Origin of the sequence: Pseudoalteromonas sp. FUC4 (assembly GCF_008370255.1) — a bacterium.
GTDB lineage: Bacteria > Pseudomonadota > Gammaproteobacteria > Enterobacterales > Alteromonadaceae > Pseudoalteromonas.
Genome location: NZ_SEUI01000002.1, coordinates 232,884 through 258,108, shown reverse-complemented (window position 1 = coordinate 258,108; position 25,225 = coordinate 232,884). Strand labels below are relative to the sequence as shown.

At 38.5% G+C, this 25,225-nt stretch carries 25 protein-coding genes; 19 read left to right on the top strand and 6 right to left on the bottom strand.

Annotated elements, in window-relative coordinates:
• The first annotated feature begins 1 nt into the window (after nt 1).
• The 9 genes from EU510_RS07140 (at nt 2) to EU510_RS07100 (ending at nt 12,469) form a co-directional block, all read left to right on the top strand.
• On the top strand, nt 2–529 hold the full coding sequence (locus EU510_RS07140; RefSeq protein WP_010552929.1) for a MotA/TolQ/ExbB proton channel family protein: 528 nt from the start codon (nt 2–4) through the stop codon (nt 527–529).
• A 53-nt stretch (nt 530–582) separates the two neighbouring features.
• Complete coding sequence (locus tag EU510_RS07135) at nt 583–996, top strand: ExbD/TolR family protein (protein ID WP_004334764.1); 414 nt, start codon at nt 583–585, stop codon at nt 994–996.
• A 12-nt stretch (nt 997–1,008) separates the two neighbouring features.
• The gene (locus tag EU510_RS07130) at nt 1,009–1,614 is read left to right on the top strand and encodes an energy transducer TonB (RefSeq protein ID WP_188085412.1); all 606 of its coding nucleotides are present in this window, start codon (nt 1,009–1,011) and stop codon (nt 1,612–1,614) included.
• A 45-nt stretch (nt 1,615–1,659) separates the two neighbouring features.
• A complete protein-coding gene (locus EU510_RS07125) occupies nt 1,660–2,988 on the top strand; it encodes a tetratricopeptide repeat protein (protein ID WP_149592890.1) in 1,329 nt (442 codons plus the stop codon).
• A gap of 299 nt (nt 2,989–3,287) precedes the next feature.
• The gene (locus EU510_RS07120; protein WP_149592889.1) at nt 3,288–4,889 is read left to right on the top strand and encodes a hypothetical protein; all 1,602 of its coding nucleotides are present in this window, start codon (nt 3,288–3,290) and stop codon (nt 4,887–4,889) included.
• A gap of 96 nt (nt 4,890–4,985) precedes the next feature.
• The gene (locus tag EU510_RS07115; protein WP_149592888.1) at nt 4,986–7,703 is read left to right on the top strand and encodes a TonB-dependent receptor plug domain-containing protein; all 2,718 of its coding nucleotides are present in this window, start codon (nt 4,986–4,988) and stop codon (nt 7,701–7,703) included.
• 208 nt (nt 7,704–7,911) lie between these two features.
• Nucleotides 7,912–9,051 carry an aspartate-semialdehyde dehydrogenase gene (gene asd / locus EU510_RS07110; RefSeq protein ID WP_149592887.1) on the top strand — a complete coding sequence of 380 codons (1,140 nt, stop codon included), beginning with the start codon at nt 7,912–7,914 and terminating at the stop codon, nt 9,049–9,051.
• Nucleotides 9,052–9,226: 175 nt separating this feature from the next.
• Entirely contained in the window at nt 9,227–11,116 is a 1,890-nt protein-coding gene (locus tag EU510_RS07105; RefSeq protein WP_262501204.1) for a putative bifunctional diguanylate cyclase/phosphodiesterase, read from the top strand.
• A gap of 228 nt (nt 11,117–11,344) precedes the next feature.
• Nucleotides 11,345–12,469 carry a DUF748 domain-containing protein gene (locus EU510_RS07100; RefSeq protein WP_149592885.1) on the top strand — a complete coding sequence of 375 codons (1,125 nt, stop codon included), beginning with the start codon at nt 11,345–11,347 and terminating at the stop codon, nt 12,467–12,469.
• Nucleotides 12,470–12,557: 88 nt separating this feature from the next.
• On the opposite strand, the gene EU510_RS07095 is transcribed toward EU510_RS07100, so the two are convergent.
• Nucleotides 12,558–13,367: an ion transporter gene (locus EU510_RS07095; protein ID WP_149592884.1), complete on the bottom strand. Its 810-nt coding sequence runs from the start codon at nt 13,365–13,367 to the stop codon at nt 12,558–12,560.
• Nucleotides 13,368–13,467: 100 nt separating this feature from the next.
• Between EU510_RS07095 and EU510_RS07090 the strand changes: the two genes are divergently transcribed.
• From EU510_RS07090 to EU510_RS07070, 5 genes are all read left to right on the top strand, one after another.
• A complete protein-coding gene (locus EU510_RS07090) occupies nt 13,468–13,680 on the top strand; it encodes a hypothetical protein (protein WP_149592883.1) in 213 nt (70 codons plus the stop codon).
• 11 nt (nt 13,681–13,691) lie between these two features.
• Nucleotides 13,692–13,973 (top strand): hypothetical protein, encoded by a 282-nt coding sequence (locus tag EU510_RS07085; protein WP_149592882.1) that lies wholly within the window; start codon nt 13,692–13,694, stop codon nt 13,971–13,973.
• Between the two features lie 68 nt (nt 13,974–14,041).
• The gene (locus tag EU510_RS07080) at nt 14,042–14,233 is read left to right on the top strand and encodes a YwbE family protein (protein ID WP_004334795.1); all 192 of its coding nucleotides are present in this window, start codon (nt 14,042–14,044) and stop codon (nt 14,231–14,233) included.
• Entirely contained in the window at nt 14,233–14,748 is a 516-nt protein-coding gene (locus EU510_RS07075; RefSeq protein ID WP_149592881.1) for a DUF4240 domain-containing protein, read from the top strand. The genes EU510_RS07080 and EU510_RS07075 overlap by 1 nt, the downstream gene beginning before the upstream one ends.
• Nucleotides 14,749–14,946: 198 nt before the next feature.
• Nucleotides 14,947–15,408, top strand: coding sequence for a hypothetical protein (locus tag EU510_RS07070; RefSeq protein ID WP_149592880.1), 462 nt, complete (start codon nt 14,947–14,949; stop codon nt 15,406–15,408).
• A gap of 20 nt (nt 15,409–15,428) precedes the next feature.
• On the opposite strand, the gene EU510_RS07065 is transcribed toward EU510_RS07070, so the two are convergent.
• The 3 genes from EU510_RS07065 to EU510_RS07055 all read right to left on the bottom strand — a co-directional run bounded on the left by EU510_RS07065 (nt 15,429) and on the right by EU510_RS07055 (nt 17,589).
• Nucleotides 15,429–16,688: a Y-family DNA polymerase gene (locus EU510_RS07065; RefSeq protein ID WP_149592879.1), complete on the bottom strand. Its 1,260-nt coding sequence runs from the start codon at nt 16,686–16,688 to the stop codon at nt 15,429–15,431.
• Nucleotides 16,676–17,089, bottom strand: coding sequence for a S24 family peptidase (locus EU510_RS07060; RefSeq protein WP_149592878.1), 414 nt, complete (start codon nt 17,087–17,089; stop codon nt 16,676–16,678). Before EU510_RS07060 ends, EU510_RS07065 begins: the two co-directional genes overlap by 13 nt.
• Before the next feature lie 80 nt (nt 17,090–17,169).
• The gene (locus EU510_RS07055) at nt 17,170–17,589 is read right to left on the bottom strand and encodes a MarR family winged helix-turn-helix transcriptional regulator (RefSeq protein WP_149592877.1); all 420 of its coding nucleotides are present in this window, start codon (nt 17,587–17,589) and stop codon (nt 17,170–17,172) included.
• A gap of 124 nt (nt 17,590–17,713) precedes the next feature.
• Here EU510_RS07055 and EU510_RS07050 point away from each other — a divergent pair, with 124 nt between their 5' ends.
• The 5 genes from EU510_RS07050 to EU510_RS07030 all read left to right on the top strand — a co-directional run bounded on the left by EU510_RS07050 (nt 17,714) and on the right by EU510_RS07030 (nt 23,873).
• Nucleotides 17,714–18,457 carry a siderophore-interacting protein gene (locus tag EU510_RS07050; RefSeq protein WP_149592876.1) on the top strand — a complete coding sequence of 248 codons (744 nt, stop codon included), beginning with the start codon at nt 17,714–17,716 and terminating at the stop codon, nt 18,455–18,457.
• A gap of 141 nt (nt 18,458–18,598) precedes the next feature.
• The gene (locus EU510_RS07045) at nt 18,599–19,588 is read left to right on the top strand and encodes an LLM class flavin-dependent oxidoreductase (RefSeq protein ID WP_149592875.1); all 990 of its coding nucleotides are present in this window, start codon (nt 18,599–18,601) and stop codon (nt 19,586–19,588) included.
• 293 nt (nt 19,589–19,881) lie between these two features.
• On the top strand, nt 19,882–20,895 hold the full coding sequence (locus tag EU510_RS07040) for a patatin family protein (RefSeq protein WP_149592874.1): 1,014 nt from the start codon (nt 19,882–19,884) through the stop codon (nt 20,893–20,895).
• A 419-nt stretch (nt 20,896–21,314) separates the two neighbouring features.
• Nucleotides 21,315–22,721, top strand: a complete 1,407-nt coding sequence (locus EU510_RS07035) for an alanine/glycine:cation symporter family protein (RefSeq protein WP_149592873.1) — start codon at nt 21,315–21,317, stop codon at nt 22,719–22,721.
• 129 nt (nt 22,722–22,850) lie between these two features.
• Nucleotides 22,851–23,873: a patatin-like phospholipase family protein gene (locus tag EU510_RS07030; protein WP_149592872.1), complete on the top strand. Its 1,023-nt coding sequence runs from the start codon at nt 22,851–22,853 to the stop codon at nt 23,871–23,873.
• Between the two features lie 68 nt (nt 23,874–23,941).
• Here the strand turns inward: EU510_RS07030 and EU510_RS07025 are convergent, their stop codons facing one another.
• Nucleotides 23,942–24,421, bottom strand: coding sequence for a hypothetical protein (locus tag EU510_RS07025; RefSeq protein ID WP_149592871.1), 480 nt, complete (start codon nt 24,419–24,421; stop codon nt 23,942–23,944).
• Nucleotides 24,422–24,604: 183 nt separating this feature from the next.
• The gene (locus EU510_RS07020; protein ID WP_149592870.1) at nt 24,605–25,168 is read right to left on the bottom strand and encodes a YSC84-related protein; all 564 of its coding nucleotides are present in this window, start codon (nt 25,166–25,168) and stop codon (nt 24,605–24,607) included.
• Nucleotides 25,169–25,225 lie beyond the last annotated feature (57 nt).

Below are 25,225 nucleotides of genomic sequence, written 5' to 3'. Positions count from 1 at the left end.
CATGGTGCTATTGATTGACTCAATCAATGCTATCCGTGATTTTCTCGACACTGGTGGCCAAGTTCTCTTGGTCATCGGGGTGTTAATCTTCGCGATGTGGTTATTGATACTCGAGCGATTTATTTACTTTTTTAATGGTTTTAGAAGCTACAAACATGCGCTTAAAGCCAATTGGATTAACCGTGCAGAACGTGATAGTTGGAATGCAGAGCAAATACGCGAAGCGATGATATCGCGAGCAGGTATGCGTTTAAACACCAATCTTTCTTTGATTAATGTGATGGTTGCTTTGTGCCCACTACTTGGTTTGTTAGGCACGGTAACGGGCATGATAGAAGTGTTTGATGTAATGGCAATTACCGGCACAGGCAGTGCGCGCTCAATGGCATCCGGGGTATCTAAAGCAACTATTCCGACAATGGCTGGCATGGTAGGTGCGTTATCTGGGGTATTTGCTTCAACGTATTTACAACGAAAAGCTAAGCGCGAAGTAGAACTACTACAAGACAGCATGGTTTTAGACCATTAAGTAAAATTTTGATAAGCGGCTTATATAAAGTCGCTCGTCCTAGGAGAATAAAAATGAGAGCCCCGTTAGGAAACCTATTTCAAGAAGATGAAGCTGAAGAAATAAACATGACTCCAATGCTAGACGTTGTATTTATCATGCTTATTTTCTTTATTGTAACTGCCTCTTTTGTTAAAGAAGCCGGTATTGATGTTAACCGCCCAGAAGCTGCAACAGCGGTTAAAAAAGAGCGTGCAAATATCCTTGTGGCGATTTCTGATACAGGCGAGATTTGGATTAATAAACGTCAAATTGATGTACGCGCAGTACAAGCCAATATCGAGCGTTTAAAAGCTGAAAATCCACAAGGTAGCGTTGTGATTCAAGCAGATAAAAAAGCCACTACCGAAATGTTAATAAAGGTGATGGATGCCTCGCGCGCTGCGGGCGCATTTGATGTATCTATTGCCGCACAAGATGCGTCTTAAGGGCTAGTTATGTTGCGATATTTAGTTGCATTAGTAATAGCCGGTGTAGTGACCTTTATGTTGTTTTTAGGCATGCAGGCACTTATTACTGGCGGTGAAGGCGCTATGACGGATCCGGTTAAGGGTAACGTACTTGATTTTGTTCGCTTGAAAAAAGAAGAAACCGTACAAAAAAAAGAGCGTAAACCACAAAAGCCGCCAACACCAAAAGAGCCGCCACCACCAATGGAATCACCGCAAATGCAAAATAGTGATGCTACAGCAAATGCTAACAACTTTGACTTTGGTGCCAATGTAGATGCGGATGTAAATTTAGCTGGCGGGTTAGCACTTGAAAAAAGTGATGGTGAATACTTACCGATTGTAAAGGTGGCCCCTGTTTATCCGCGCCGTGCGTTATCTCGTGGTATAGAAGGCTACGTTATTGTGGAATTTACAGTAACTAAGCAAGGCACAGTACGCGACCCACAAGTAGTAAAAGCAGAGCCTGAGTCACTCTTTGATAGAGCCGCGATGGATGCAGCCCTTAAATTTAAATATAAACCGCGCGTAGTAAACGGTGAAGCCGTTGAAGTTGCGGGTGTTCAGAACAAAATATCTTTCCAAATTAGTGGTTAATTTAGTCATTAACCACGAGTAAATGGACAGAAATGCGAGGCGATTATGAAATTACTACCTACAACTAAACTTTTAAAGTTAACACTATTTTGTACCGCTGCAGTAAGTACAAGTATTGTTGCACCAAGTGCTCTAAGCCTAATTCCAGGGCTAAATGTAGCTACGGCATATGCAGAGCAAGAACAAAAAACGAAACGTGTACCAGCACTTCGCGAAAAGGTTTATAGCCAACTCGCACGTGCACAAAAACTCGCTGATGATGGCGATGTTAAAGGCGGACTTGAAGCGCTTAATAGCATTGAAGAGCGAGCTTCAAGCATGAACTCGTACGAAGTGGCAATGATGCATAACTTTTACGGGTTTATTTATTACAACGAAAACGATTTACCAAAAGCGATAGCTTCTTTTGAAAAGGTCGTAGCAGAAGGGGCTATTCCTGAGTCGCTTCGTTTAAGTACTACCTTTAGTTTAGCGCAACTAGCTATGGCTAATAGTGATTATCCTAAAGTTATCGCATTTTTAGATGACTGGGACAGTATTAACACTAAGCCTAAAACAGAAGGCTATTACTTGTTAAGGGCTCAAACATACTATCAGTTAAAGGATTATAAAAAAGGACTTGAGTACATATCTCAAGTGATTGCTTTAAGCGATAGCGAAGGCAAAATCCCTAAAGAAAACTGGTTAGTACTTCAGCGTGCCATGTACTACTCACTCAATCAAACTGACAAAGTTGTTGAAGTACTTGAGCGCATGGTAAAGCTTTATAACAAGCCTGAGTATTGGGTACAGTTATCGGGTATGTATGGTGAAACAGGTCAAGAAAAACAACAGTTGGCGGTAATTGAAGCGGCTTACCAGCAAGGATTTTTAACCTCTAAGTCTGATTTACGCCAATTAGCGCAAGTGTATTTATATAATGGTTTAGCGTTTAAAGCTGCAAAAGTGATGAGCGATGCCATTGATAAAGATATTGCTGAAAAAACAGCAAAAAACTACGCTTTTGTAGCCGAGGCGATGATCCAAGCTAAAGAAGATGAAAAATCTATTACTTACTTTTCAAAAGCTGCGGATTTATCTGAGCACGGTAAATACGACCAACGTTTAGCTGAAGTTTTTGTTAACACAGAGCAATACGAAGAAGCCGCCGATGCAGCGCGTAAAGCACTTGATAAAGGTGGTCTTGATTTTGAATCAAATGCATTCGTTGCACTCGGTATGGCGCAGTACAACATGCAAAATTTTGATGCATCTATTTTAGCGTTTGAGCAGGCAGAAAAACATAAAAAATCTCAGCGTTTAGCGCAGCAGTGGATCAAATATGTAAAGCGCGAAAAAGTGCATGCAGAAACACTTAGAACAGCTTTACTGTAAATTTTAAAGCGCTTTACTAATTAACAAGTAACGCGTGTAAGAGCCGTTCATAATCGCAATACTAAAACCGCCTCAGGGCGGTTTTTTTGTTGCTATAAAAAGTAACCAATTGATTTTATGAAAGTTAATATTGTCACCTTATGGTTATTAAACTGTAACTACTTTGTCATATCACTACAGTATCTTACCTGCATTCGATAACTTAAGTCACCTTAATGCATGAGTATCGTGCTTTAAAGTGACTTAAGTTTTTACTTAATACGATAACAAAATAATTAAATACTTTAACGGAGTGAACAATGAAATTATCTGATTTATTCAAGGTAAGCCTAGTAGCAACTGCAATGACTCTAGCTGGCTGTGGCGGCGATATCGAAATTACACCAACGGTAAACGATAACAGCTCGTCAACAGATAACAGTGTTAATAATTCAAATAATACAGCGGGTTCAACGGCTGATGAAGACGCTGAGTGTGCAAGCTACGAATCAGATGCAGGTACGGTAACGGGTGTCGTTAGCGGAATTGATTGTTTATATAACGACTCATTTGCGAGTAAAACAATTTCTATTACAAATAACATTACGTTTAAAGAATTGCCAGGTGGCGGTGTTCACGTTTTTGATGATGCCCTGCAAATTGGTGAAGACGGCAACACGGTTGATGGTTTTGAAATTCCAGCGAATGGTCCAACAATGACCGTTGAGCCAGGTGCGGTGTTAGCTTTTGGTTCAGGTGAAGCAATCTTACGCGTTGCACGCGGTGCAAAAATTCAAGCAGTAGGTACGCAAGAAAAGCCGGTTGTATTTACTTCTGCTAATGCGTTTGACCGTTTTGATACAGCGGGCGAAGGCGCACGTTACGCTGACTGGGGCGGTATCATCATCAATGGTAACGGTATTACTGACCAATGTACTGATGCAGAACGCGGTGGTGGTACATGTAACGTAGCCTCTGAAGGTATTACTAGTTACTTTGGTGGTAACGACAATGCAGACTCTAGCGGTAATATTAAATGGGCTAAAATTTGGTATGCGGGTTCGGGTCCACGTGTTGGTGGTGAAGGCGATGATTTAAACTCTTTAACACTTAATGCTGTAGGTTCTGGTTCTGAGTTTGATTATTTACATATTCACCAAGGTTTTGATGATGGTATCGAAATTTTTGGTGGTGCTACAACACTTAAACATGTTGCAGTAACAGATACACAAGATGATTCATTTGACTTTGATGCAGGTTGGCAGGGCAAAGCTCAATACTTATTTATTCAGCACGGTACTGTAACGTTAAACGACGGCACGGTTGTAAACATGGGTAACAATGGCTTTGAATCTGATGGCGTTAAAGGTGCATCTTCTGAGCAAGTTTCTCCCTCTAACCCAACTGTTGCAAATGTTACTGTAATTACGACTGATGGCAACTCTGTACGTGATGATGACCCTTCACAAGCATACAAGTTTGATGATCAGTTCAATTCAAGTATTTACAACGCCGTTATTATTAAGAAAAACGCGACAAATACACAGTGTATTCAATTCTCTGGTGACGGCGAAAAGCAAGCAGACAAAATTTCATTCACAAGCTCTGTAATGGCGTGCTCTGCAAACTTTACAGATACAGATACTTTTGCAAGTGGACCATTAGAGGGTCAAACCAAAACAGCATGGTTTGAAAATAGCGGTGCTAATCAAATTCTAACTGATGACGTGGTGCTTCTTGCTGAAAATGGTTTTGCAACTAACACTGCAGCTAGCGAAGTGACGGTTACGGCCACTGATTTAAGTGCAACAGATTCATTCTTTGAAAACGTTAACTACATTGGTGCAGTATCGGATCAGGATACAGATTCTAGCTGGTATAAATGGGTTCAAGCGGCTGTTACAGCAGCTAATGCTGACTAACGAAGTACTGCATTTATAACCTCTAATTAAAGGCGCCTTGTGGCTTGTATATAAGCGTCAGGCGCCTCTTTTGTATAACCTGATTAGGATTATCTCATGTCTAAAAAACATAGACTCAATCAAATTACTTGGGCAATCGGCTTAGGCTTAGTTACACAGTCTACAAGCCTTATTGCCGCCCAATCGGATGAACAGTTAACCAATTCACAAGAAATAGAAGAAGTTGTCGCTGTAGGTACGCGCTTACAAGGCAGCGCAGCCGCTGTTGTTGAAGAGCGTAAAAACCAAGCATTTGTTGCCGATATTTTAGGTTCTGAACAATTAGCACGTACGGGTGACAGCGACGCAGCATCTGCGCTTCGTCGAGTAACAGGCCTAACGCTCGTTGATGGTAAGTTTATTTACGTACGTGGCTTAGGTGAGCGCTATTCAAGTGCTCGATTAAATGGTGCTTATATTCCAAGCCCTGATTTAACACGTAATGTAATCCCACTAGATATATTTCCTGCCAGTATTATTGAGAGTATGGCTGTTCAAAAAGCGTATTCGCCTGATATGCCCGCTGCATTTGGTGGCGGTAATATTGATATAAGAACTAAAACAGCACCTAGTGAATTTACTGCAGGATTTGAAGTAGGCGCAGGATACGACACGGCATCAGGCGATGGATTTACGTATAATCGTAATGAAGAGGGCATCCCAGAGGCTTTAAATAATGCGATATCTCAATACCGAGGTAACTTTGGTATTGGTAATATAGTTAGCCGTGAAGGCTTTGAAGATGGCGATTTAACGCGTGCAGAACAAGCAACTGCTGTTAATAACGCACTTTTAAAGTCATTGCCACGTGGGTATGAGCTAAAAGATGAGTCGTTAGACCCTCGTTATAATGTTAAAGCGCATTATGGCGACAGCTTTGAAGAGTCTTACTTTGGCGGGAAGTTTGGCTTTTTACTGGCTGGCGCATATAAAAATGAATGGGATTTTGAAGAGCGCTTTAGCTCTGTAATTACTCAAGATCTTAAAAACCAGGATGGCTCAATTGATTGTACAACGTCACTTGCCACAGCAGATGATGTATCTAACTCATGCTACAACACAGTCAAAAATTCGCAGGTAACTACTGAGACCGAAAGTTATAACGGATCGCTTAGCCTTTCTTATACGCTTGGCACACATAGCATTTCAGCTCAACAGCTTTATATTATTGATAATGAAGACGAATCAGAAATTGCTATTTCGCAAAGCCCAGCAGGTAGCTCTACGTTTAGTATTACAGGCGATGGCGTTGCAAATCGTAATCATGCGTTTAATTACGAAGAGCGGCAGTTAAACATTACACAATTTATTGGTCAACATACCTTTTTAGATTACATGGGAATAGGCGCTGATTGGCAATACACTGAAGCTAAAGCAACGACAGATATTCCTACCAGTGCGGATTTTGAATTTCGTGATAGTTATAATAACGATGGCACCTATGCGGGTTCTACTATAACTGGCGATGATAACCGCGTAATTATGTCGTATACCAATATGCAAGAGCGCGTTAAGTCCTACGGCGGTAATCTTACATTACCACTGTCTTTTGACGCGATGGAAGTTGAGTTTAAGTTTGGTTACGATTTTTCTGATAGGGCGCGACTATTTAATACCTCAAGTTTTGCAATTAACAACAGTGGTGGCTCTGGTATTTCAATTAATGAGGGAAGCGCTGATCCACTCAATAATAGTGGTTTCTTAACAGACGACTTCATTAATAATAATGCCATTTTAGTTGATTTTAATGAGCCAACAGCGCCTGATGCCGACGATTATATTGCCGCTCAAAAGGTAGATGCTGGCTATGTATCATTTGATGTTTTTTACGAGCAATGGATAAGAGTCAGTGGTGGTATTCGTTATGAAGAGTTTAAGCAAACATCAATTGGTACATCGAGCCTTATCTTTGATCAACAAGACTTAAATACTTTTTACGACCCTGAAAAAATTGAAACGGGTTCTATCGTCACAGAGGATTGGTATCCTGCATTGTCAGTTACTTATGTAGGCAGTGACGATTATCAAATTCGTTTAGGTTATGGCGAAACGGTTGTTCGACCTGACTTTCGTGAAGTTGTACCGGTAACATATTATGACCCGTTAACTGATATCAGAACATTTGGCCGTACCGGTATAAAAAGTAGCCCAATTAAAAACTATGACCTGCGTTATGAGTATTACGGCCAAGCAGGTAATTCTTTTAGTGTAGCTGCCTTTTATAAAGACATAACTGCGCCTATCGAAACAGTGCTAAATATTGGTGATGAAGATTACTCTGCGTCATTTATTAACGGTGAAACTGCTGAGGTTTACGGTATTGAAGCTGAATGGCTTCAAGACTTAACGTTTGCCGCAGAAGGTTTATTTACCAGTGGTAACATTACGATAAGTGATTCTGAGGCGTCTATTGACCCTGCGCTTGCTGGCACGTTAACTAATCCTAAAAAGCGTATGACTGGTCACTCTCAATATGTAGTTAACTTACAACTTAATTACGATTCACTTGATGGTATGCACAGTAGCTCACTTGTTTATAACGTATTTGGTGAGCGCATATTAGCGGCCGGAGTAGCTAATCGTGATGATGCCTACGAGCAGCCATTTCATTCACTTGATTTAGTTTATACGTACTACCCTGATTTTAATTCTAAAGTTAAATTTAAAGTTAAAAACTTACTCGATGAAGATCAAGAAGTAACCCAATCAGATATTATTGTGCGCTCTAAAGAGCAGGGTATTACCTTTGACTTAAGTTACAGCTACGAGTTTTAAGCGTTTACTTTAATGTAACCCCCCTCGAAAGGGGTGAATAAACCCACCATCAACCCTGTATTTAATACAGGGTTTTTTATGACTATGAAAAAAATTTAAGTTCTACTTTATTCACTAGTTTTAGTGGGCTGGTGGTGTTATTTTGACGTTAATAAAAATTAAATCTCACGCAATGAATTTTAATTTTTAACGTATTAAGGCATCTTTTATGAACCAAACAGTGGAACAAACAATGAAAAAAGTAGGATTAGTCGGTTGGCGTGGCATGGTTGGCTCTGTGTTATTAGAACGTATGCAGCAGCAAAGTGATTTTGCAAACATCGACACCACCTTTTTCACCACCTCACAAGCAGGTCAACTGGGCCCAGATATAGCTGGCGATGCAAAACCATTGCTAGATGCAAGTGACATTAGCGAACTTGCTAAAATGGATATTATTGTTACCTGTCAAGGTGGTGACTACACCAATGCGGTATATCCTAAATTACGCGAGTCGGGTTGGGATGGTTACTGGATTGATGCAGCTTCAGCACTGCGTATGAGTGAGGACAGCATAATAGTGCTAGATCCCGTAAACAAAGATGTTATTGAACAAGGCTTAGCGCAAGGCGTTAAAACCTTTGTTGGCGGTAACTGTACAGTATCGCTGATGTTACTTGCATTAGGTGGTTTATTTGAGCAAGACCTAATTGAATGGGTAAGCCCAATGACTTACCAAGCGGCCTCTGGTGCTGGTGCACGAAATATGAAAGAGCTTATTGCACAAATGGGCGCTATTCATGCAAGTGTTGCTGACAAAATTGATAACCCAAGCTCTGCTATTTTAGAAATTGATAAAATAGTCAGTGAAACAATGGCGTCAAGCGATTTACCACAAGACCAATTTGGTGTGCCACTAGCGGGCAGTTTAATCCCTTGGATTGACGTACCTATGCCAAGCGGCCAGTCTAAAGAAGAGTGGAAAGCGCAGGTTGAAGCGAACAAAATTTTAGGTTCTTCAAAGCAACCAGTACCTATTGATGGTTTGTGTGTACGTATTGGCGCTATGCGTTGTCATTCACAAGCGATGACTATTAAGTTACGTGAAGATATTAGCGTAGAAAAAATTGAAGAAATTTTAGCGTCTCATAACGAGTGGGTTAAAGTAATTCCAAACGAGCGCGATATCAGTGCTACAGATTTAACACCTGTTAAAGTAACGGGTACGTTAAGTATTCCTGTTGGGCGTATTCGTAAATTAGCGATGGGGCCAAAATACATCAGCGCATTTACAGTAGGCGATCAGCTTTTATGGGGAGCGGCAGAGCCACTTCGTCGTATGTTACGCATAATTGTTGATGATGAGTAATATATAATCAGTATTAACAAAAGGGGTTAGCAATTTGCCAGCCCTTTTTAGTTTAATGGCTTATAAAACCGCTTAAGAGGCTTAAATAATACTTTTTTATGAATGTTCACTTTTGTTTATTATTGAACTTAAGTAAACTGTTTACACTGTGCAACAGCCTGTTCAAGTAACATTAATGACTTCTCACATAAATAATTTTGCCAATAAGCGGTTAGCATTTGTTAGCTCCTATTTTAGTTCTGCAATTGCTATAAATACGGTTGTTTCTTGTTTTCTTATTTTTAGCAGTATTAACCATAGCGCATCACAAGAAAAACTTTATTGGCTTTTTACGTTATCATTTATTTCATTACTTCGAATAGCCAGCCATGTATTTGTTAACAACACCCATGCTTTTAAATATCACCTGTATTTTATAGGTTTATTACTAACGGCTTTAACATGGGCTGCTTTCCCTATTTTGTTTTATGAAAACATGGGAATACAGGAGAAATTTGTCTCCTTGGTTGTTTTTAGCTCCCTTGCTGGTGGCGGTGTAAACGTTTTAGCTTCTGATATTCGTTCATCCTTGTCGTATATAACCTGTTTGTTGGTTCCATTTAGTATTTTATTACTTTTACAGCCAATAGAAGATGAGAATGTATTAGGCGTTTTAGGACTCGTTTTATGGTTTATTTTATGTTTTGTAACGGCTATACGCAGTGCAAAAGATGTAAAGTCATCTATTAATAATGAACTTAAGTTAGATCAATTCATTGAAAACTTAGAAAATGAAGTGCAAGTCCGTACTGAAAAAATAATCCTTTTAGAGCAAAAAGATAATCTAACTAAATTGTTTAACAGGGGGAGTTTTGTTTCTAATGTTGAACTTGATTTAGTCAATCAAAATGATGATATTAAAGCCGTTTTATTTTTAGATATGGATGACTTTAAAATCATCAACGATAAATACGGTCACGACTTTGGTGATTTTGTGCTGGCCCAAACAGGTAAACGATTAGTTGAAACACAAACCCAAGGCGACTTTATTGCTTGTCGATGGGGAGGTGATGAGTTTATTTTTTATTCTCGTAGTAACACCGAAGATGAACTTTTTGACTGTGTTTTTAGATTAGTTAAAACCTTAACGAAAACAGTAAGCATGGACAGCTATCAAGTAAATCCGTCTTTTAAGGTTGGGCTGTATTTTACGCGCGAAAACTTTAATCTTGCAGATGCGATTAAATACGCTGATGTGGCTATGTATGAAGGTAAGAAAAGCCGTAACGAAATATCGGTATTTGACGAGCGAATGCATGAATCGCTTAAAAGAGAAGAAGTACTTCGCAGCTCAATTAAGGAGTGCGTAGAAAAAGGTGACTTTCATCTTTGTTATCAACCTATTGTTGATATAAGTACAAATGAAATAACCACGTTTGAAGTACTACTTCGTTGGCAATTTAATGATGAGTTTATTCCCCCTTCAGAATTTATAGATATTGCAGAGCGATATGGAAAAATTAATATACTCGGTGAATTTGTACTAGAGCAAGCGATTGCGAGCTTAAGTAAGCTAAATGCCGTCAATAGTAATATTGGATTGTCGATTAATGTGTCGGTGTTACAACTAGAAAACCATAACTTTTTAGATTTTTTAGTTACCCTTTTAACTAAATACGCGGTTCAACCATACAATGTGCATTTAGAAATAACAGAAACAGTCATGATTAAGAATTTACCGTATTTGTCAAAAGTGATTACGGCCATAAAAAACACCGGTGTGCGTATCTCAATTGATGACTTTGGTACTGGGTTTTCTTCTATATCGGTTTTAAAAGAGCTATCAGTTGATTACATTAAAATAGACAAATCTTATATTGATAATATTTGTGAGTGCTCTAAAGATAAAAGTATTGTTTCTGCGGTAACCAACATGTCGCATATGATTGGTTGCCAAGTAATAGCGGAGGGTGTAGAAAACCCAGCTCAGTTAACGTTATTACAAAACTTAGAAATTGATAAATACCAAGGTTTTATATTCAGTAAGCCAGTTAGATTTGAGCAAGCTCTATCCTTGATATATTAAAGGTACTAGCTGTTTTTATTTAGTTAAGCATTGCTGCATAAACCCAATTTTTGTAGCAATTTTAAATTGGTATAACCTTTGCTGTTAATACTTAAATTAGCCAATCTGACTTCAGTTAGGCTATTAACGATGTGTTTTAAATACGATTTACGTAGTGTTATTACAATTTTGCGTAATTCTTACATGTTTAAAATGCTCATTTGAAAGTATTAGGTAAAGGAAATTACAATGAGCTCGATTTCTAATGTATTTCATAGCAAATGGTTTAACTCATTTGCTGTTATTTTATTAGTCCTTATTATTGCCAGAATAGCCGCGCCTTATGCACTTCAGCAGTATGTAAATTATCAGCTAAAACATACGCAAGGTGTAACGGGGCATGTTGGTGATGTAGATTTGTTTTTATATCGCGGTGCCTACGCGATTGACGACGTTGAAATTTACGCTGTTGATGCAACTTCAGCTCCTAAGCCTTTACTTAGTATTCAAACTCTCGACTTTTCACTTGCGTGGTCAGCCCTTTTAAAAGGGAATTTAGTCACAAATATGGCTTTTACGCGTCCTGAAATAGTTATTTACGATAAAGACCCCAATGCCTCTGAGCAAAATCAACAAGTAAAAGATGAAACCACTTGGGTGGGGCTGGCGAATGACTTAGTACTGTTTTCTATTGATACCTTAATAATTGAGCAAGGCAAGTTAACCTTAGTTAACTCAACCAATAGTGGTGAAAAACCCACTTTTATATCAAATATTAATGCCAGAATTGAAAATATAACGAATGCGCAAAACCTATCAAAAACACTTGTGACTACTTTAAACGTAGAGGGGGCGTTAATGGGAGAGGCCGCATTAAAGCTTGATGGCAAACTAAACCCTTTTAGCAAACGCGCTAATTTTGATTTTAACGCAGAGATACAGCACTTCTCAGTTAAAAATCTCGACACTGTGTTTAAAGTGTATACACCGTTTGATATTGAAGCGGGGGGCATTGATGGTGCAATGGAGCTTGTGGCTAAAGATAATAACTTGAATGGTTATGTAAAAGCGGGTGTTCAAAACCTGAGTGTATTTTCTTGGCGAGAAGATATAGAAAAAGATGATGACGGTATCTTTACTGCCATATTTGAAGGCAGTGTAGATCTACTGGGCTCTATACTCGAAAACGATGAGTCTAAACTCGTTGCTGCACGCATTCCTATAGAGGGGCAATTAGATAATACGGATGTGTCGACTTTTCAAGCCGTTATTTCTGTACTAAAAAACGCATTTTTTGATGCGTTTAAAATGAAAGTAGATAACATCATTTCGTTTGAAGATACGGGTGAAAAACCTGATAACAAGGAAAATTAAAGCACTTTGGGAATGCATGTTTGCGTTGAATGCCTAAGCTGCACCCACTTTTTAAACTTTAAGTGGGTGCTTTAGTACTCTTATCAGATTAGTTTTTTCGGTTACTCAATAGCGCTTTAAGCTCAGCAATTTGGGATTGTAGCTCGTTTACTTGCCCTTGCGTTGCAGGTAATGAGCTGTCATCTGCGAGCTCTTCTCTCGCTTTTCGGTGCTCCTCACTCATTACTTCTAAAATGGCACCTACCATCATATTTAAAAATACAAATGCGGTTAAAAATATAAACGTAAGGTAATAAATCCAGCTTAATTCGTACACTGCCATTGTTTCGTACATGATGTCGGTCCAATCTTCAAACGTTGCGACCCTAAACAAAGTAAGCATTGAGATTGAGACGTCTTGCCAAAGTACGGGGTTTATTTCAGCAAACATCATGCTGCCCATAGCGGCGTATATATAAAAAATAACAAACATTAATAGAGCTATATAACCCATTTGCGGAATTGCTTTAAGCAATGAGTTAACTAATAAGCGTAGCTCTGGGATCATCGAAACCAATCGTAACACTCTAAATATGCGCAACAGCCTAGCAATTAACATTGTAGAGCCAGCAGCAGGGTATAAACTGCCCAATACTATGATAGTGTCAAATATATTCCATCCCTTTGAAAAGAAGTCTTTAATGCCTTTACTTGCAACAAAGCGGATTATTAGTTCAATTAAAAAGAATGCAGTAATGCCAACATCCATCCAATTTAGAGCAAGCTCTACGGTAGGATGTAGTGAGTAAGTGTGTGCACCTACTGTAAGGGCAGAAACAATAATTACAGCTATAACAAATGATTGAAATATCTTGCTTTTGTCTATACGCTGAAACAACTTTTGTAACTGCGACATCATAGTAATAGATCCTTTGGAGATTAAGATTTTAGGGCGCTAATATACAATAATATCATAATAATTTAACGCTTTTTCGATATAGAAAGTGTAAGGAAATTTAATGTTTATCAATAAACTAAAAAGCAGCGCATTACTTATTATTGGATCATGTGTTTTGGCTGGTTGCAGCTCTGATGCACGTTTTCATGAATTGCAATCGGCACGACTTGATGAGTGTAACTTTAAAGCTGACAAAGAATATTATGAATGCCTAGATAAACAAGACTCTAACTACGAAGAGTTCAAAAAACAGCAACAAGCCCAGACTAAGTAACCTTTATATTTATGACTAAAACTCAAAAACAGCGCGATAAACAAATTCGCTTAGCCCTTACTAATGCATGCGAAGCAATAAAAGAAATGGTAATTGGTTTTGATTATCTAACGCATACAGTTGATTTAAATAACGAAGTAAACACGTTAAAAGTACAATGTTACTTTATTGATGAGATAGCCCGTGAAGATGCAAAACTGCAACTTGATGAGTTAACTCAGATTATACTTAGCCAGCTAGCAACTATTAAGTTGAACGTAAAACCAGCACACATCTCATTTTTAGCCAATTAACAGCGGTTTAGTTGGTATGACATCACATGGACGTTATAATTAGATAAATTATTTTTAGGGTTTAAATTATGGCTGTTCCTTCGCGTTCGCAAATTTCACCAGGCACTACAGTAAATATTGTATTAAAAGAAGATCAACGCAGCGGCACATTAACTGAGGGTGTTGTTGAGCGTCTTTTAACAAAATCGCCAAATCACCCACACGGCATCAAAGTGCGTTTAGAAGATGGTCAAGTTGGCCGAGTAAAAGAGATTTTATAATGGCAGCATTAACAGAGCAGGCCTTTTGGGATTTAGTAACCGCACCTGACTTAGGGCTTGACCCACAAAGTGTGAGCGATAATTTAAAAGCTAGGCTAAGTGATTTAACAGACGAGCAGCTAATTGCCTTTGATAAGTTTTTTGGTATTAACATGCGTAAATGTTTTACCTGGGATCTATTTGGTGCGGCATTTGTAATGGCGGGTTGTAACGACGAATGCGGCTTTAGTGAATTTAGGTGCTGGCTTATATCTCGCGGACAAACAGTATTTAACAATGCCTTAAATAATGCCGATTCACTGGCACAGTGTTCACCGATATATTATTTAAACGAGCAACCTTACCCTTATATTGATGAGTACGATTTAATTGCGGGTTTACTCTATGAAGAGCGTAACGACGATGAGCTGCCGTTTGTTCCATCAGGTGAGCAACCAGCAGGTAAACGTTTTAAAGACAAACCTAAATTTTTAAAGCAAAGCTACCCTCAGTTATTTCAAAAGTACTGGCAGTAATGTGTATTTAATCGTTTTGTTGTTTCAGTACGTATTTAACAGAGTACTTAACAACAAAATGATTAGTTATGGTATCTAAGTGCTGTAGCACGACTTCTCTCCTTTTATAGTAAATCTCTGTTATAGTTGTAAAAAGTTAAGTAGATAAGCATTTTTTGCTTATCTAATACATTAACTCTCGAAGGATACACACACGCAATGAAATATATAACATTTGCTTTGTTAGCAATTACATTTACAAGTGCTTATGCCTTTAGTGAGCCAAGTAATAAAACACGATTTATACCGCTTTTAAAGTCAAAATTGGGTGCGTACGATGTTGTCTCAACTAATTCAGGATTATGCGTTAATAGTAACTTAAGCCTAACAGAAGAAAACAACCCAAATAGTGGCTTTAAGTTAGGAGAACAAATTATATTTGGTCCGCTTCATAACGGTACACAAACAGTAAAAAAACCTGGCTTTTGTTTTATTACCAGCTCATTAAAATATAAAAGTGATGGTCTTGAAAACGGTTTACGAATGAGCCGTTGTGAAAATCCCGCAAACGAAAAAACAATCAGCCAAAGCATTAAATTTTTAGCTGATAACACACTAAAATACACATTGAGCGAACCCAGTGTAGAGTGCACATTTAAAAAAGCAGATGAAAGTAAATAAAGCATCTAGTAAGTAGCAAATCATTCGCAGTAAATTTTAGGTATATCGTGCCAGCGAGTCGTGTACTGGGGCGATAAATAATCGCGGTTCATGTGCCAGCGGTCATTTAATTTACTGCTAGCAAGGCTTAGCATGCCTTTTCCGTATCGGTTATTTATTGTATCTAGGCACTGCATTAATTTTGGGTTATCGGCACTTTGATTAAATAAATCGCTTTGCTGATACTGCACCGAGGTAAGCTCTAAAGCGCCTACGCCACACTTATAAAACCGAACCCCTGGCTGATAAATAGTATTAAACACCTCAGAGACTGCATTTGCCATTACGCAGGTATCGTTAGTGGGAGTTGCAAACTTATACATAAACGACTTTTTACAATAGCGGTCTTCGTGTTTACCGCTTGCGGCAAATATATAAAGTTGTTTTGTTAGTGAGCGCTGCGCCCGTAATTTACTGGCAACCGTAGTAACATGGTTCATAAGAGCGGTTTTTAATGCACTAGGCTCGTATATTCGTTCGCCAAAACTACGGGTAGAATAAATTTCTCGTTTATTTTGGCGTACATCGTCCCAGGCTAAACATGCTACACCGTTAAGCTCACTTACTGTACGTTCTACAACTACGCTAAACGCGCGGCGCATTGTTTTAGGGCTTTGCTGTGCAAGTTCCCATGCTGTGTTTATGTTCATTATTTTGAGCTTTTTAGCTAAGCGCTTGCCTATACCCCATACATCTTCGCAGCTCATTCTTTGTAAAATAGCTTGGCGGCTTTGCTCGTTATCTATAACGGCTACACCATCAAACCCGCTTAGCTTTTTAGCCGCGTGGTTAGCTGCTTTGGCAAGGGTAGGTGTTGGGCCAAATCCTACGCCTACGGGCAGTTTTGCTTCTCGCCATACGGTGCGCCTTATTACATGGCCGTATTCGTACCAGTTTTTAATAAGTGGTGTGTAGCCATTAAAGTGTAAAAACGACTCATCAATACTGTATATATATTGTGTGTCGCAAAAGCGGCCAATTATGTTCATCATTTTGGCGCTTAAATCGGCATACAGCTCGTAATTGCTTGAGCGTACAACCACGTTGTTTTGCTCAAGCAAATGCTTAACTTTAAAGTAAGGGCCAAATTTAGGAATGTTTAACTGCCTAGCAATAGGGCATACAGCACATACGCAGCCGTCGTTATTAGTAAGTACAACAACAGGTTTAGAGCGAATGGAAGGGTCGAATACTTTTTCGGCGCTTGCATAAAATGAAACAGCATCAACTAAGGCATACATTTTAAAAGCTCTGGAGTTTGCCTGTGCATTCTTATTGATAGCGTCACTACGCCCTCTAATTGAAACTCATCTGCTGGTGTTAGTTGTACTGGCTTATGTAGGGACGATGCCGACAGCAGCCTTGCATTGGTTTTATCGAGTAACTTACAAACAAACAGGCCGTTTAAATTAGCAACAATAACATCGCCATTATCGGCTTGCTCTGCACGGTCTACTACAAGTAGGTCGCCTTCAAAAATACCTACCTCTTGCATAGAGTTACCCGATGCAATGCCAATAAATGTGGCATCTGGGTGTTTTATTAATAGCTCATCAAGAGAAACACCTAGCTCGGTATATTGCGCCGCGGGCGATTCAAATCCACACACACCGGCTTCTATATAAACGGGAATAACAAACATAACACAACCTAAAACGCACATACTGTATAAGTGTACAGTATATGCGTTTTGTATGAGTTATGCCAAGAAATGAAAGACGATCAATCCATGTTTTTGATCATTTGTTGTGCTGTATTTAGAAAGTCTTTGATTTGTTGAGGATTTAAATTTTTGCACATTTGATCATTTATTTGCTGCTCAGACGCTAATAATTTATCAAACAATGTATTGCCTTGCTCAGTGAGCGACAAAATAAAGCAACGTTTGTCGTGCTCACTTGCTTGCTTATTAATAAGGTTTAACGCAATAAGGTCTTTAATTAACCGTGCTATCTGTGCTTTATCACGCTGTGTTTTAGTAACTATATCGTTAGCTGTGCAGTTACTTGTACCGGCAATTATATGTATACAGCGTACGTGCATAGCGTTAATACCAAGTTCGCCTGCGTTAATGGCCTCGCGAATTGTTACGCGGTAATTTTGCATGAGCTCAAACAAGGTATTTGATAAAGGTGTATTCATAGAATTCTCAATATAGTTGACAAAATCAATTAATTTGTTATAGTTGATTTTATCAACTAATTGGGCGTTGTGCAATGCTTGCTATAAAAAGCAGTTAACTATTTTGTAAACGAGGTGATTTTAAATGGGTAAACAAGTTCGCAAAGCTAAAGTATTAAGCACTGAGCAAATTACACCGCACTTACAGCGTATTGTTGTAGGCTCAGACGATTTTGCAGATATAACCTCCGTGCACATTGGTAATTATGTAAAAGTGCTTATTCCACAAAATGGCGTTGCCGATTTTAATTTAAAAACAGCATGCATGCGCTCATACACAATACAGCATGTAAATGAGGAAAGCGGCGCACTAACACTCGATTTTGTAATTAATATGCACCAAGGCCCAGCAACCCATTGGGCTAAAATTGCACAAGTAGGGGATGAGCTAGGTATAGCAGGCCCAGGCCCTAAAAAGCTAGATAATTATGGGCATTCACATTATGTATTACTTGGCGATTTAACATCGGTAAATGCAATAAAGGGGTATATACAGCAATTACCTTTATTTTCAAAAATTGATGCCTTTGTACATGTACCCACCGAAAAAGACATTATTGATTTAGAAATAAGCCGCGATGTTAATTGGCTTGTTACCGAAAATGCTGACGAAGCGCTACTTAGCGCGCTTCAAAATTTGCACATTACAGCAGAGTCTCCTATTGTATTTATGGCATTGGAGGCTGGGCTTGTTCGTAATGCAAAAACATTGTTAACAGAGCAATTTAATATACCACGCGGTAATATTGTATCCTCAGGGTATTGGAAAAAAGGCGTGGATTCAGAAGGCTATAAAAAGCTGCGCCAACGTGATGCACAGCTTGCCTGAATACCTTAGAGCAAAATAACATATACCTATTTTGCTCTAATACCACTGCGTAACTTGAATTGAACTAATAGCAGACCCATTTAAGTGTTTTATGCTAATGATGTAATACATTGTTAGTATGCATTTTTAGGAGCTGCTATTTTGTTAAATTCCATTCCTTTTTCGTTATTAGAACTTGCCCCCATGATCAAAGGGGACAGTGTTGCCAACACTCTTCATAAAAGTACTAAATACGCACAGCGAGCAGATGAGCTTGGCTTTAACCGTTTTTGGCTTGCTGAGCATCATAATATGCCAGGTATAATTTGCGCTGCCACGTCTATTTTGGTTGGTCACATTGCAGGTAATACCAAAAAGATACGCGTTGGGTCAGGCGGTATTATGCTGCCAAACCACTCCCCATTAGTTGTTGCTGAACAATTTGGTACGTTAGAGAGCTTATATCCAGGGCGAATAGATTTAGGGCTAGGGCGTGCCCCAGGTAGCGACCCAGTAACAAGCCGAGCATTAAACAACGATATGAGCCGTGCAGAAAACTTCCCGGGTGAAGTAACTGAGCTGCAAACTTTGTTAGGTCCTTATAATGGTACACACCCAATACGCGCTATACCGGGTGAGAACACAAACGTTCCTATTTGGTTATTAGGCTCGAGTTTATTTAGCGCGCAGCTAGCGGCGCAAAAAGGGCTACCGTATGTATTTGCAGGACATTTTGCACCGCGTTTTGTGCACGACGCAATAGCATTGTATAAGCGAGAATTTAAAGCATCAAGCGACCTTGATAAGCCATACGTCATGCTTGCACTGCCTTTAGTGGCAGCAGACACCGACGATGAAGCGCAATACTTGTCGACTACTTCTAAGCAACGTGTGCTCGAACTTATACGCGGTAACGAGCTTTGGTTAAAACCACCTGTTGAAAGTATGGACGGATTATGGAGCGAACAAGAACGCGCTCATGTAGAGAACTTTTTAAGCCTAAGCGTAGTAGGCGGACATGTAAGTATTAAACACAAGTTAGAGATGATAGCGAAACAGCTAGAAGTTGATGAGTTTATATTTACCAATGATGTATTCGATAGTGAAAAACGCCACCGTGCACTCGAAATTTTAATGGAAATAAAGCACTAAAATATAGCTAGTTAAGCAAGCGTACACTCTGGGCTTGTTAATATACAGGCATCATCAAAAGTTAAACTTTTTTAACTCATTTTATTAACTTTAAGTGATGTCTGTATAAAGTTGAATTCGATATTTAAATATTCAAAGTAAATTTGATTGCTATTTTTAGTATACATTTTGCTTTACATACCGTTCTGTTTTTTCAATCGAACTAATTTAAATGATCAATTTTAAAATATTACTTTTATTTTTTATAATGTAGCTATTAAACTAGACATCATAAAATTAAAGGCAGGTACACCGTGAACTCTCTAAACACTGTAACAGCTAATTCAGTTAACAAAACAGCGCAACCAAAAGTTGCACTGATTGCTGAAGGTGGCGGGCAGCGAGGGATCTTCACAGCGGGCGTACTTGATGCGTGGTTAGAGCAAAGCTATGACCCTTTTGATTTATTCATTGGCACTTCAGCAGGTTCGCAAAATTTAACTAGCTACTTAGCGCGCCAAAAAGGCTACGCTAAACGCCTAATTAGAGGACTTTCGCGTAATAAGCGTTTTTTTCAGCTTGGTCGCGGATTAGTGGGTAAACACATAGTTGATTTAGATTGGTACTTTGACAAAACCACTGAAGTAAAAAGAGCGATAGACTTTAAAACAGCAAAAACAAGTTTAGGCGAACGTGAGCTACTTATTACAGCTACTAATGCGCGTGACAGAAAGCCATATTACTTATCGCCTACAGGTGAAGATAATCAATGGCGCGATCTTTTAAAAGCATCAAGCGCACTGCCATTTTTGTACAAAGAGGGTGTAAAATTAACACCTTGGTTAAATGCAAAAGCAGCGAATGAAACACATCTTGCTGAAGAACAAGCACAGAGCGATTTTTATCTTGATGGCGGTTTAGCCGCTCCATTACCAGTGCGTGAAGCTTACAACCGAGGCGCTCGTAAAATTGTGGTAATAAGAACGGTTGACGCTAATTTTCAAGCGCAATCTGCATGGGTGCAAAAGCTAAGAACATTTGCTATTGCATCAGGTTATTGTCCAAAAACATTAGACTACTTAATACAGCACGAAAAAGCGTATTTAGATGAGCTTGAATTTATTGCAAACCCACCAAGTGATGTGGAAATAATTCAAATTTTTGCAGACCAAAAACTGCATAGCAAATTATTAGGTAGTTCAAATAACGATTTACGTTTTGATCATAAATTAGGCTTAGACGCCGGTCGCTCATACTTAGCAATGCAAAATTTACAGATTAACAGCAACAACCATTACAGTGCACCTACACAATACAGCTATAACTAATTAAATATAATTACAAAAAAGCGCATAACTTTATGCGCTATTTTTTTGCCATTCTTAATCCTCATTACGCCTCATATAAAGCTTACTGCATCAAAATAAAAACTATTGCATCCCGCACCTATGCGCAAAATAAAATACTGAATCTTAAAAAGATATTATTGATTTTTTAACTAATCAATATAAAGTGTAGGTGTGATTTATTATTCATATTTATAGAAATAAAATTCAATGTTAAATGTGCTTGCTTACAGATTATTAAACACCAATACACACTTCACTATCGGGTAAAGCCAAACTTAAACACTATTATGTTTAATGCATAATGAGCTGCCGGAGTTTTAAGGTTGAGTAGCGCTACATGCAGAGTTTAAAGTCGGTGCTAACATAAAGTAAAAGTATAAAATAAAAAGGGATTAGTAATGTTCGATACCGTCGTCAAAAGTGTAAACAACCTTTTATGGGGAGAAGGTCAGGTACTTATTTATATACTGTTGTTTACAGGTATATGGTTTTCGGTACGACTAAAAGCAATTCAAATACTTAAATTTAAACATATGTTTAGCCTTTTAAAAGGCAGCAGCAAATGTAAAAAAGACGATATTTCATCATTCCAAGCATTGTGTACAGGGCTTTGCGCACGAGTAGGTACCGGTAATTTAGCCGGTGTGGCGGTTGCAATTTCACTTGGCGGCAGCGGCGCTATATTTTGGATGTGGGTAATAGCCATATTGGGCATGGCTACAGGCTTTGCCGAAAGCGTACTTGGGCAAGTATATAAAGTGCGCGATAGTGGTGGCGAGTTTAGAGGCGGGCCTGCATATTATATTCAACAAGGTTTGGGTAGCCGGGCGTTTGCCATTGTGTTTGCCGCGTGTTTGTTTTTAGGTTACGGATTTACGTTTAGCGCAATGCAAACTAACACAATTACCGACGCACTTAACTACGCGTTTGAAGTTCCTACATTTTATTCAGGCCTTGTTATTACCGTACTAGCAGGCTCAATCATACTCGGTGGCTTTAAAGCAATTGCCCGATTTGCAGAGCGTGTTGTACCAATAATGGGCATTGTGTTTGTACTTGCCGCCGTTATTATTACGATTATAAATTTCACGCAAGTACCTGCCATGCTTAAAGATATATTTTTATCAGCATTTGGTTTACAAGAAGCCGGAGCGGGTGCAATGGGCGCTGCCATTAAAAACGGTATTCAACGTGGTTTATATTCTAATGAGGCGGGCGCGGGTAGTGTGCCGCATGCTTCAGCAAGTGCCAGCCCAATTCCTAACCATCCTGCAACGCAAGGTTACATACAAATGCTAGGCGTATTCTTCGATACAATAGTCCTTTGTAGCTGTACCGCTGTGATCATTTTATTAGCCGATATAGATATAAGCGGCGAAATGGAAGGTATTCGTTTAACGCAAAGCGCCATGACCGCTCATTTAGCACAAGGTGGTGTTTACTTTGTAGCAGCCGCTATAACCTTATTTGCTTTTACATCGGTGGTGGCAAACTACGCCTATGCAGAGAGTAACTTGCATTTATTTAAACTCGACAACAAAGTAGGGCGCGGTATTTACACTTTGCTTTATTTATCAATGATGTTGTGGGGCGCATCGGCCACATTAAAAGAAGTCTGGGATTTAGCTGATATTGCCTTAGGGTTAATGACAGTGGTTAACGTTATCGCTATTATATTGCTCACGCCAACTATTTTGTCTGTCACGAGCGATTACCACGCACAAAGAGACAAAGGTCTAGAGCCCGAATTTAAAGTAAAAGATGTAAAAGTACAGGGCAAATGCGAAGACGGCATTTGGGACTAATTAAAGCACCTTTAACTATAAAAAGCGGTTTTATGGCAACATAAAATCGCTTTTTGTTTTGAATAATTATTCACTTTAAGTTTTAAGTAAACAACTATAATAACCAATAATAAAGGTACAACTTTTTAGATGATCGAGATCCACGCAGGTAAAACCGCAGCAAAAATAATAAACGAACAGGGCTTTAAACCAGAACTTTTCACCTCTTTTTTAGGCGCGAGTGGCGGCCCAAAATGGTTTACATTATTTGGCTTAGATAAATATATTTTTAGTGAATTTTTTAAAAACCGCACTCAACCACTTAATTTAATTGGCTCATCTGCCGGCGCTTTTCGCTCTGCGTGTTTTGCACAAAATGATCCCGTTGCAGCAATTGAGCGCTTAGCAAAATCGTATTCGCAAACTCGGTACTCAAGTAATAAACCAACACCAAGTGAAATCACAATAAAAGCGCGCGCATTACTTGAAGAGGTTTTTGGCGATAACGGCGTAACCGAAATTATAAATAACCCCGTATTTAAAGCGCACTTTATTGTCGCAAAATCGAATGGCTTTATTGCCAGCGAAAATAAATTAATACAGTTAATGGGTTTATCAAAAAGTTATATGCTCAACCGCGCTAACCGAAAATTATTAGGCGCGCAGTATGAGCGTTTTATATTTGGCCCAGCAACAAGTGACTTATCAATTACCGACAGCTACAATTTTAAAACGCAAAATATAGCGCTTACTCAAAATAATTTAAAAGACGCATTACTTGCATCGGGTTCAATACCGCTTGTTATGCAAGGCATAAAAAATATTGCAGGCTCGCCTCCTGGAATATATCGCGACGGCGGAATTATCGATTACCACTTTGATTTAAAAATTAATAATCCAGGCTTAATTTTATATCCGCATTTTAATAGCGAGCCAAAAGCAGGGTGGTTTGATAAAAATTTAAAACGTAAAGTATCACCACTTAATTACGACAACGTGGTGATGATCACCCCATCAAAAGAATTTGTAGCAAGCTTACCTTACGGGAAAATTCCAGACAGGAACGACTTTACCGATCTCGATACAGACACGCGTATTAAATATTGGAATACCGTTTTTAGTGAAACTGAAAAGTTGGCTGAGGCGTTTGATAAAAAGTTAAACGACAAATAAATATGAAGTAGACTATAGAGATAAACTATTATTTTAGAAATCAATGAAAAGTTGGATACCTTAATATATTAAGGCACAGATATATGTATAGATAAAAGTTCCTTTAAAATCGGAATATTATCTCTAATCCAATTTAAGTTTTCGGAAATATTCTTGCTAGTATCCACATCCATGATTAAAGAACCATTTTTATAAGGAGCTACTCTATATCCACGAATTGCGACAAATCGCTTATGAAAATCATCTAATAAGTCATAAACACCAGAAGACTTTGGGAAAAGGAAAAATGAGGAGTTATAGCTTGTATTGAAATCATTAAATGTTTCTTGTTTGACTGTATTTTCCATAGTTTCTTTGTAAAGCTTCATCGTAGTATCAAATACATCAAATCTTTTGTTGAAAAGCTCTAGCTTTAGTTTGTGATGCTCGACATCATATTTTAATTTATTAATATTGTATTGTTTAAAAGAAATATAGCCTACTAGTGTGGGGACTATTATGAGAGAAACGTTTCGAAGTATTTCAAGATAATAGTTAAAATCACACAATATAGAACAGCCTTAAAGGATTAATAATATTCTGAGTATAAGTGACACTAGAGGACATAGTAAATAGTTTATTTTTAATCTTACAACACAGCTCATAAATTACGTTATGTTAAATTGGTTGGGTTTTAATAAAGCGAGCGTGATTATACAAACCAGCTCGCTTTTAGGAGAGTAATTTGGTGGTTAATTAAGCTCTGAATCAACCCAAAACTTAGTTCCTTTTAATACAGCTTGTAGTGCAAGACCATTTTCGGTTACAGAATATACAGTAACTTGGTCTGCAATTGCTTCGGCAACCAATGCACCGCCTTTATCTTCATATTTAGCTGCTGCATCAGCGTTTCCGCCAAAAGCCCAACCATGTTCAATAAATCTATTTAGTGCAGCTTGATTATGAAAAACCATTACAACGTTAAAATCTTTTACACCTAAACCAAGTCCTAAACCGGCTTCACCCATATTCATGTAAGTCGATTTACCAGTAAGGTTATTTTTAACTACGCCGTAACCGCCACCAAAACTGGCTAAAACAACATTTACGTTCGCGTTATCAAAAACAGCGTAACCAGCCGAATTAGCAATTTGCTTTTTAACATCGGGTTTTTCAGCGTATAATTTATCTAATGTATTTGTTTTCATACTTTGTACAAGTGCACGTTTTTCGCTTGGTGATGCACTACCTGTAGTAGCACACCCACTTAACGCAACAGTTAATGCAAGTACGCTTAGTATAATTAGTTTTTTCATAATGTTTTCCTTAATAAGATATAGCAACCAACAACCATAGAATAATCACGGTATTAA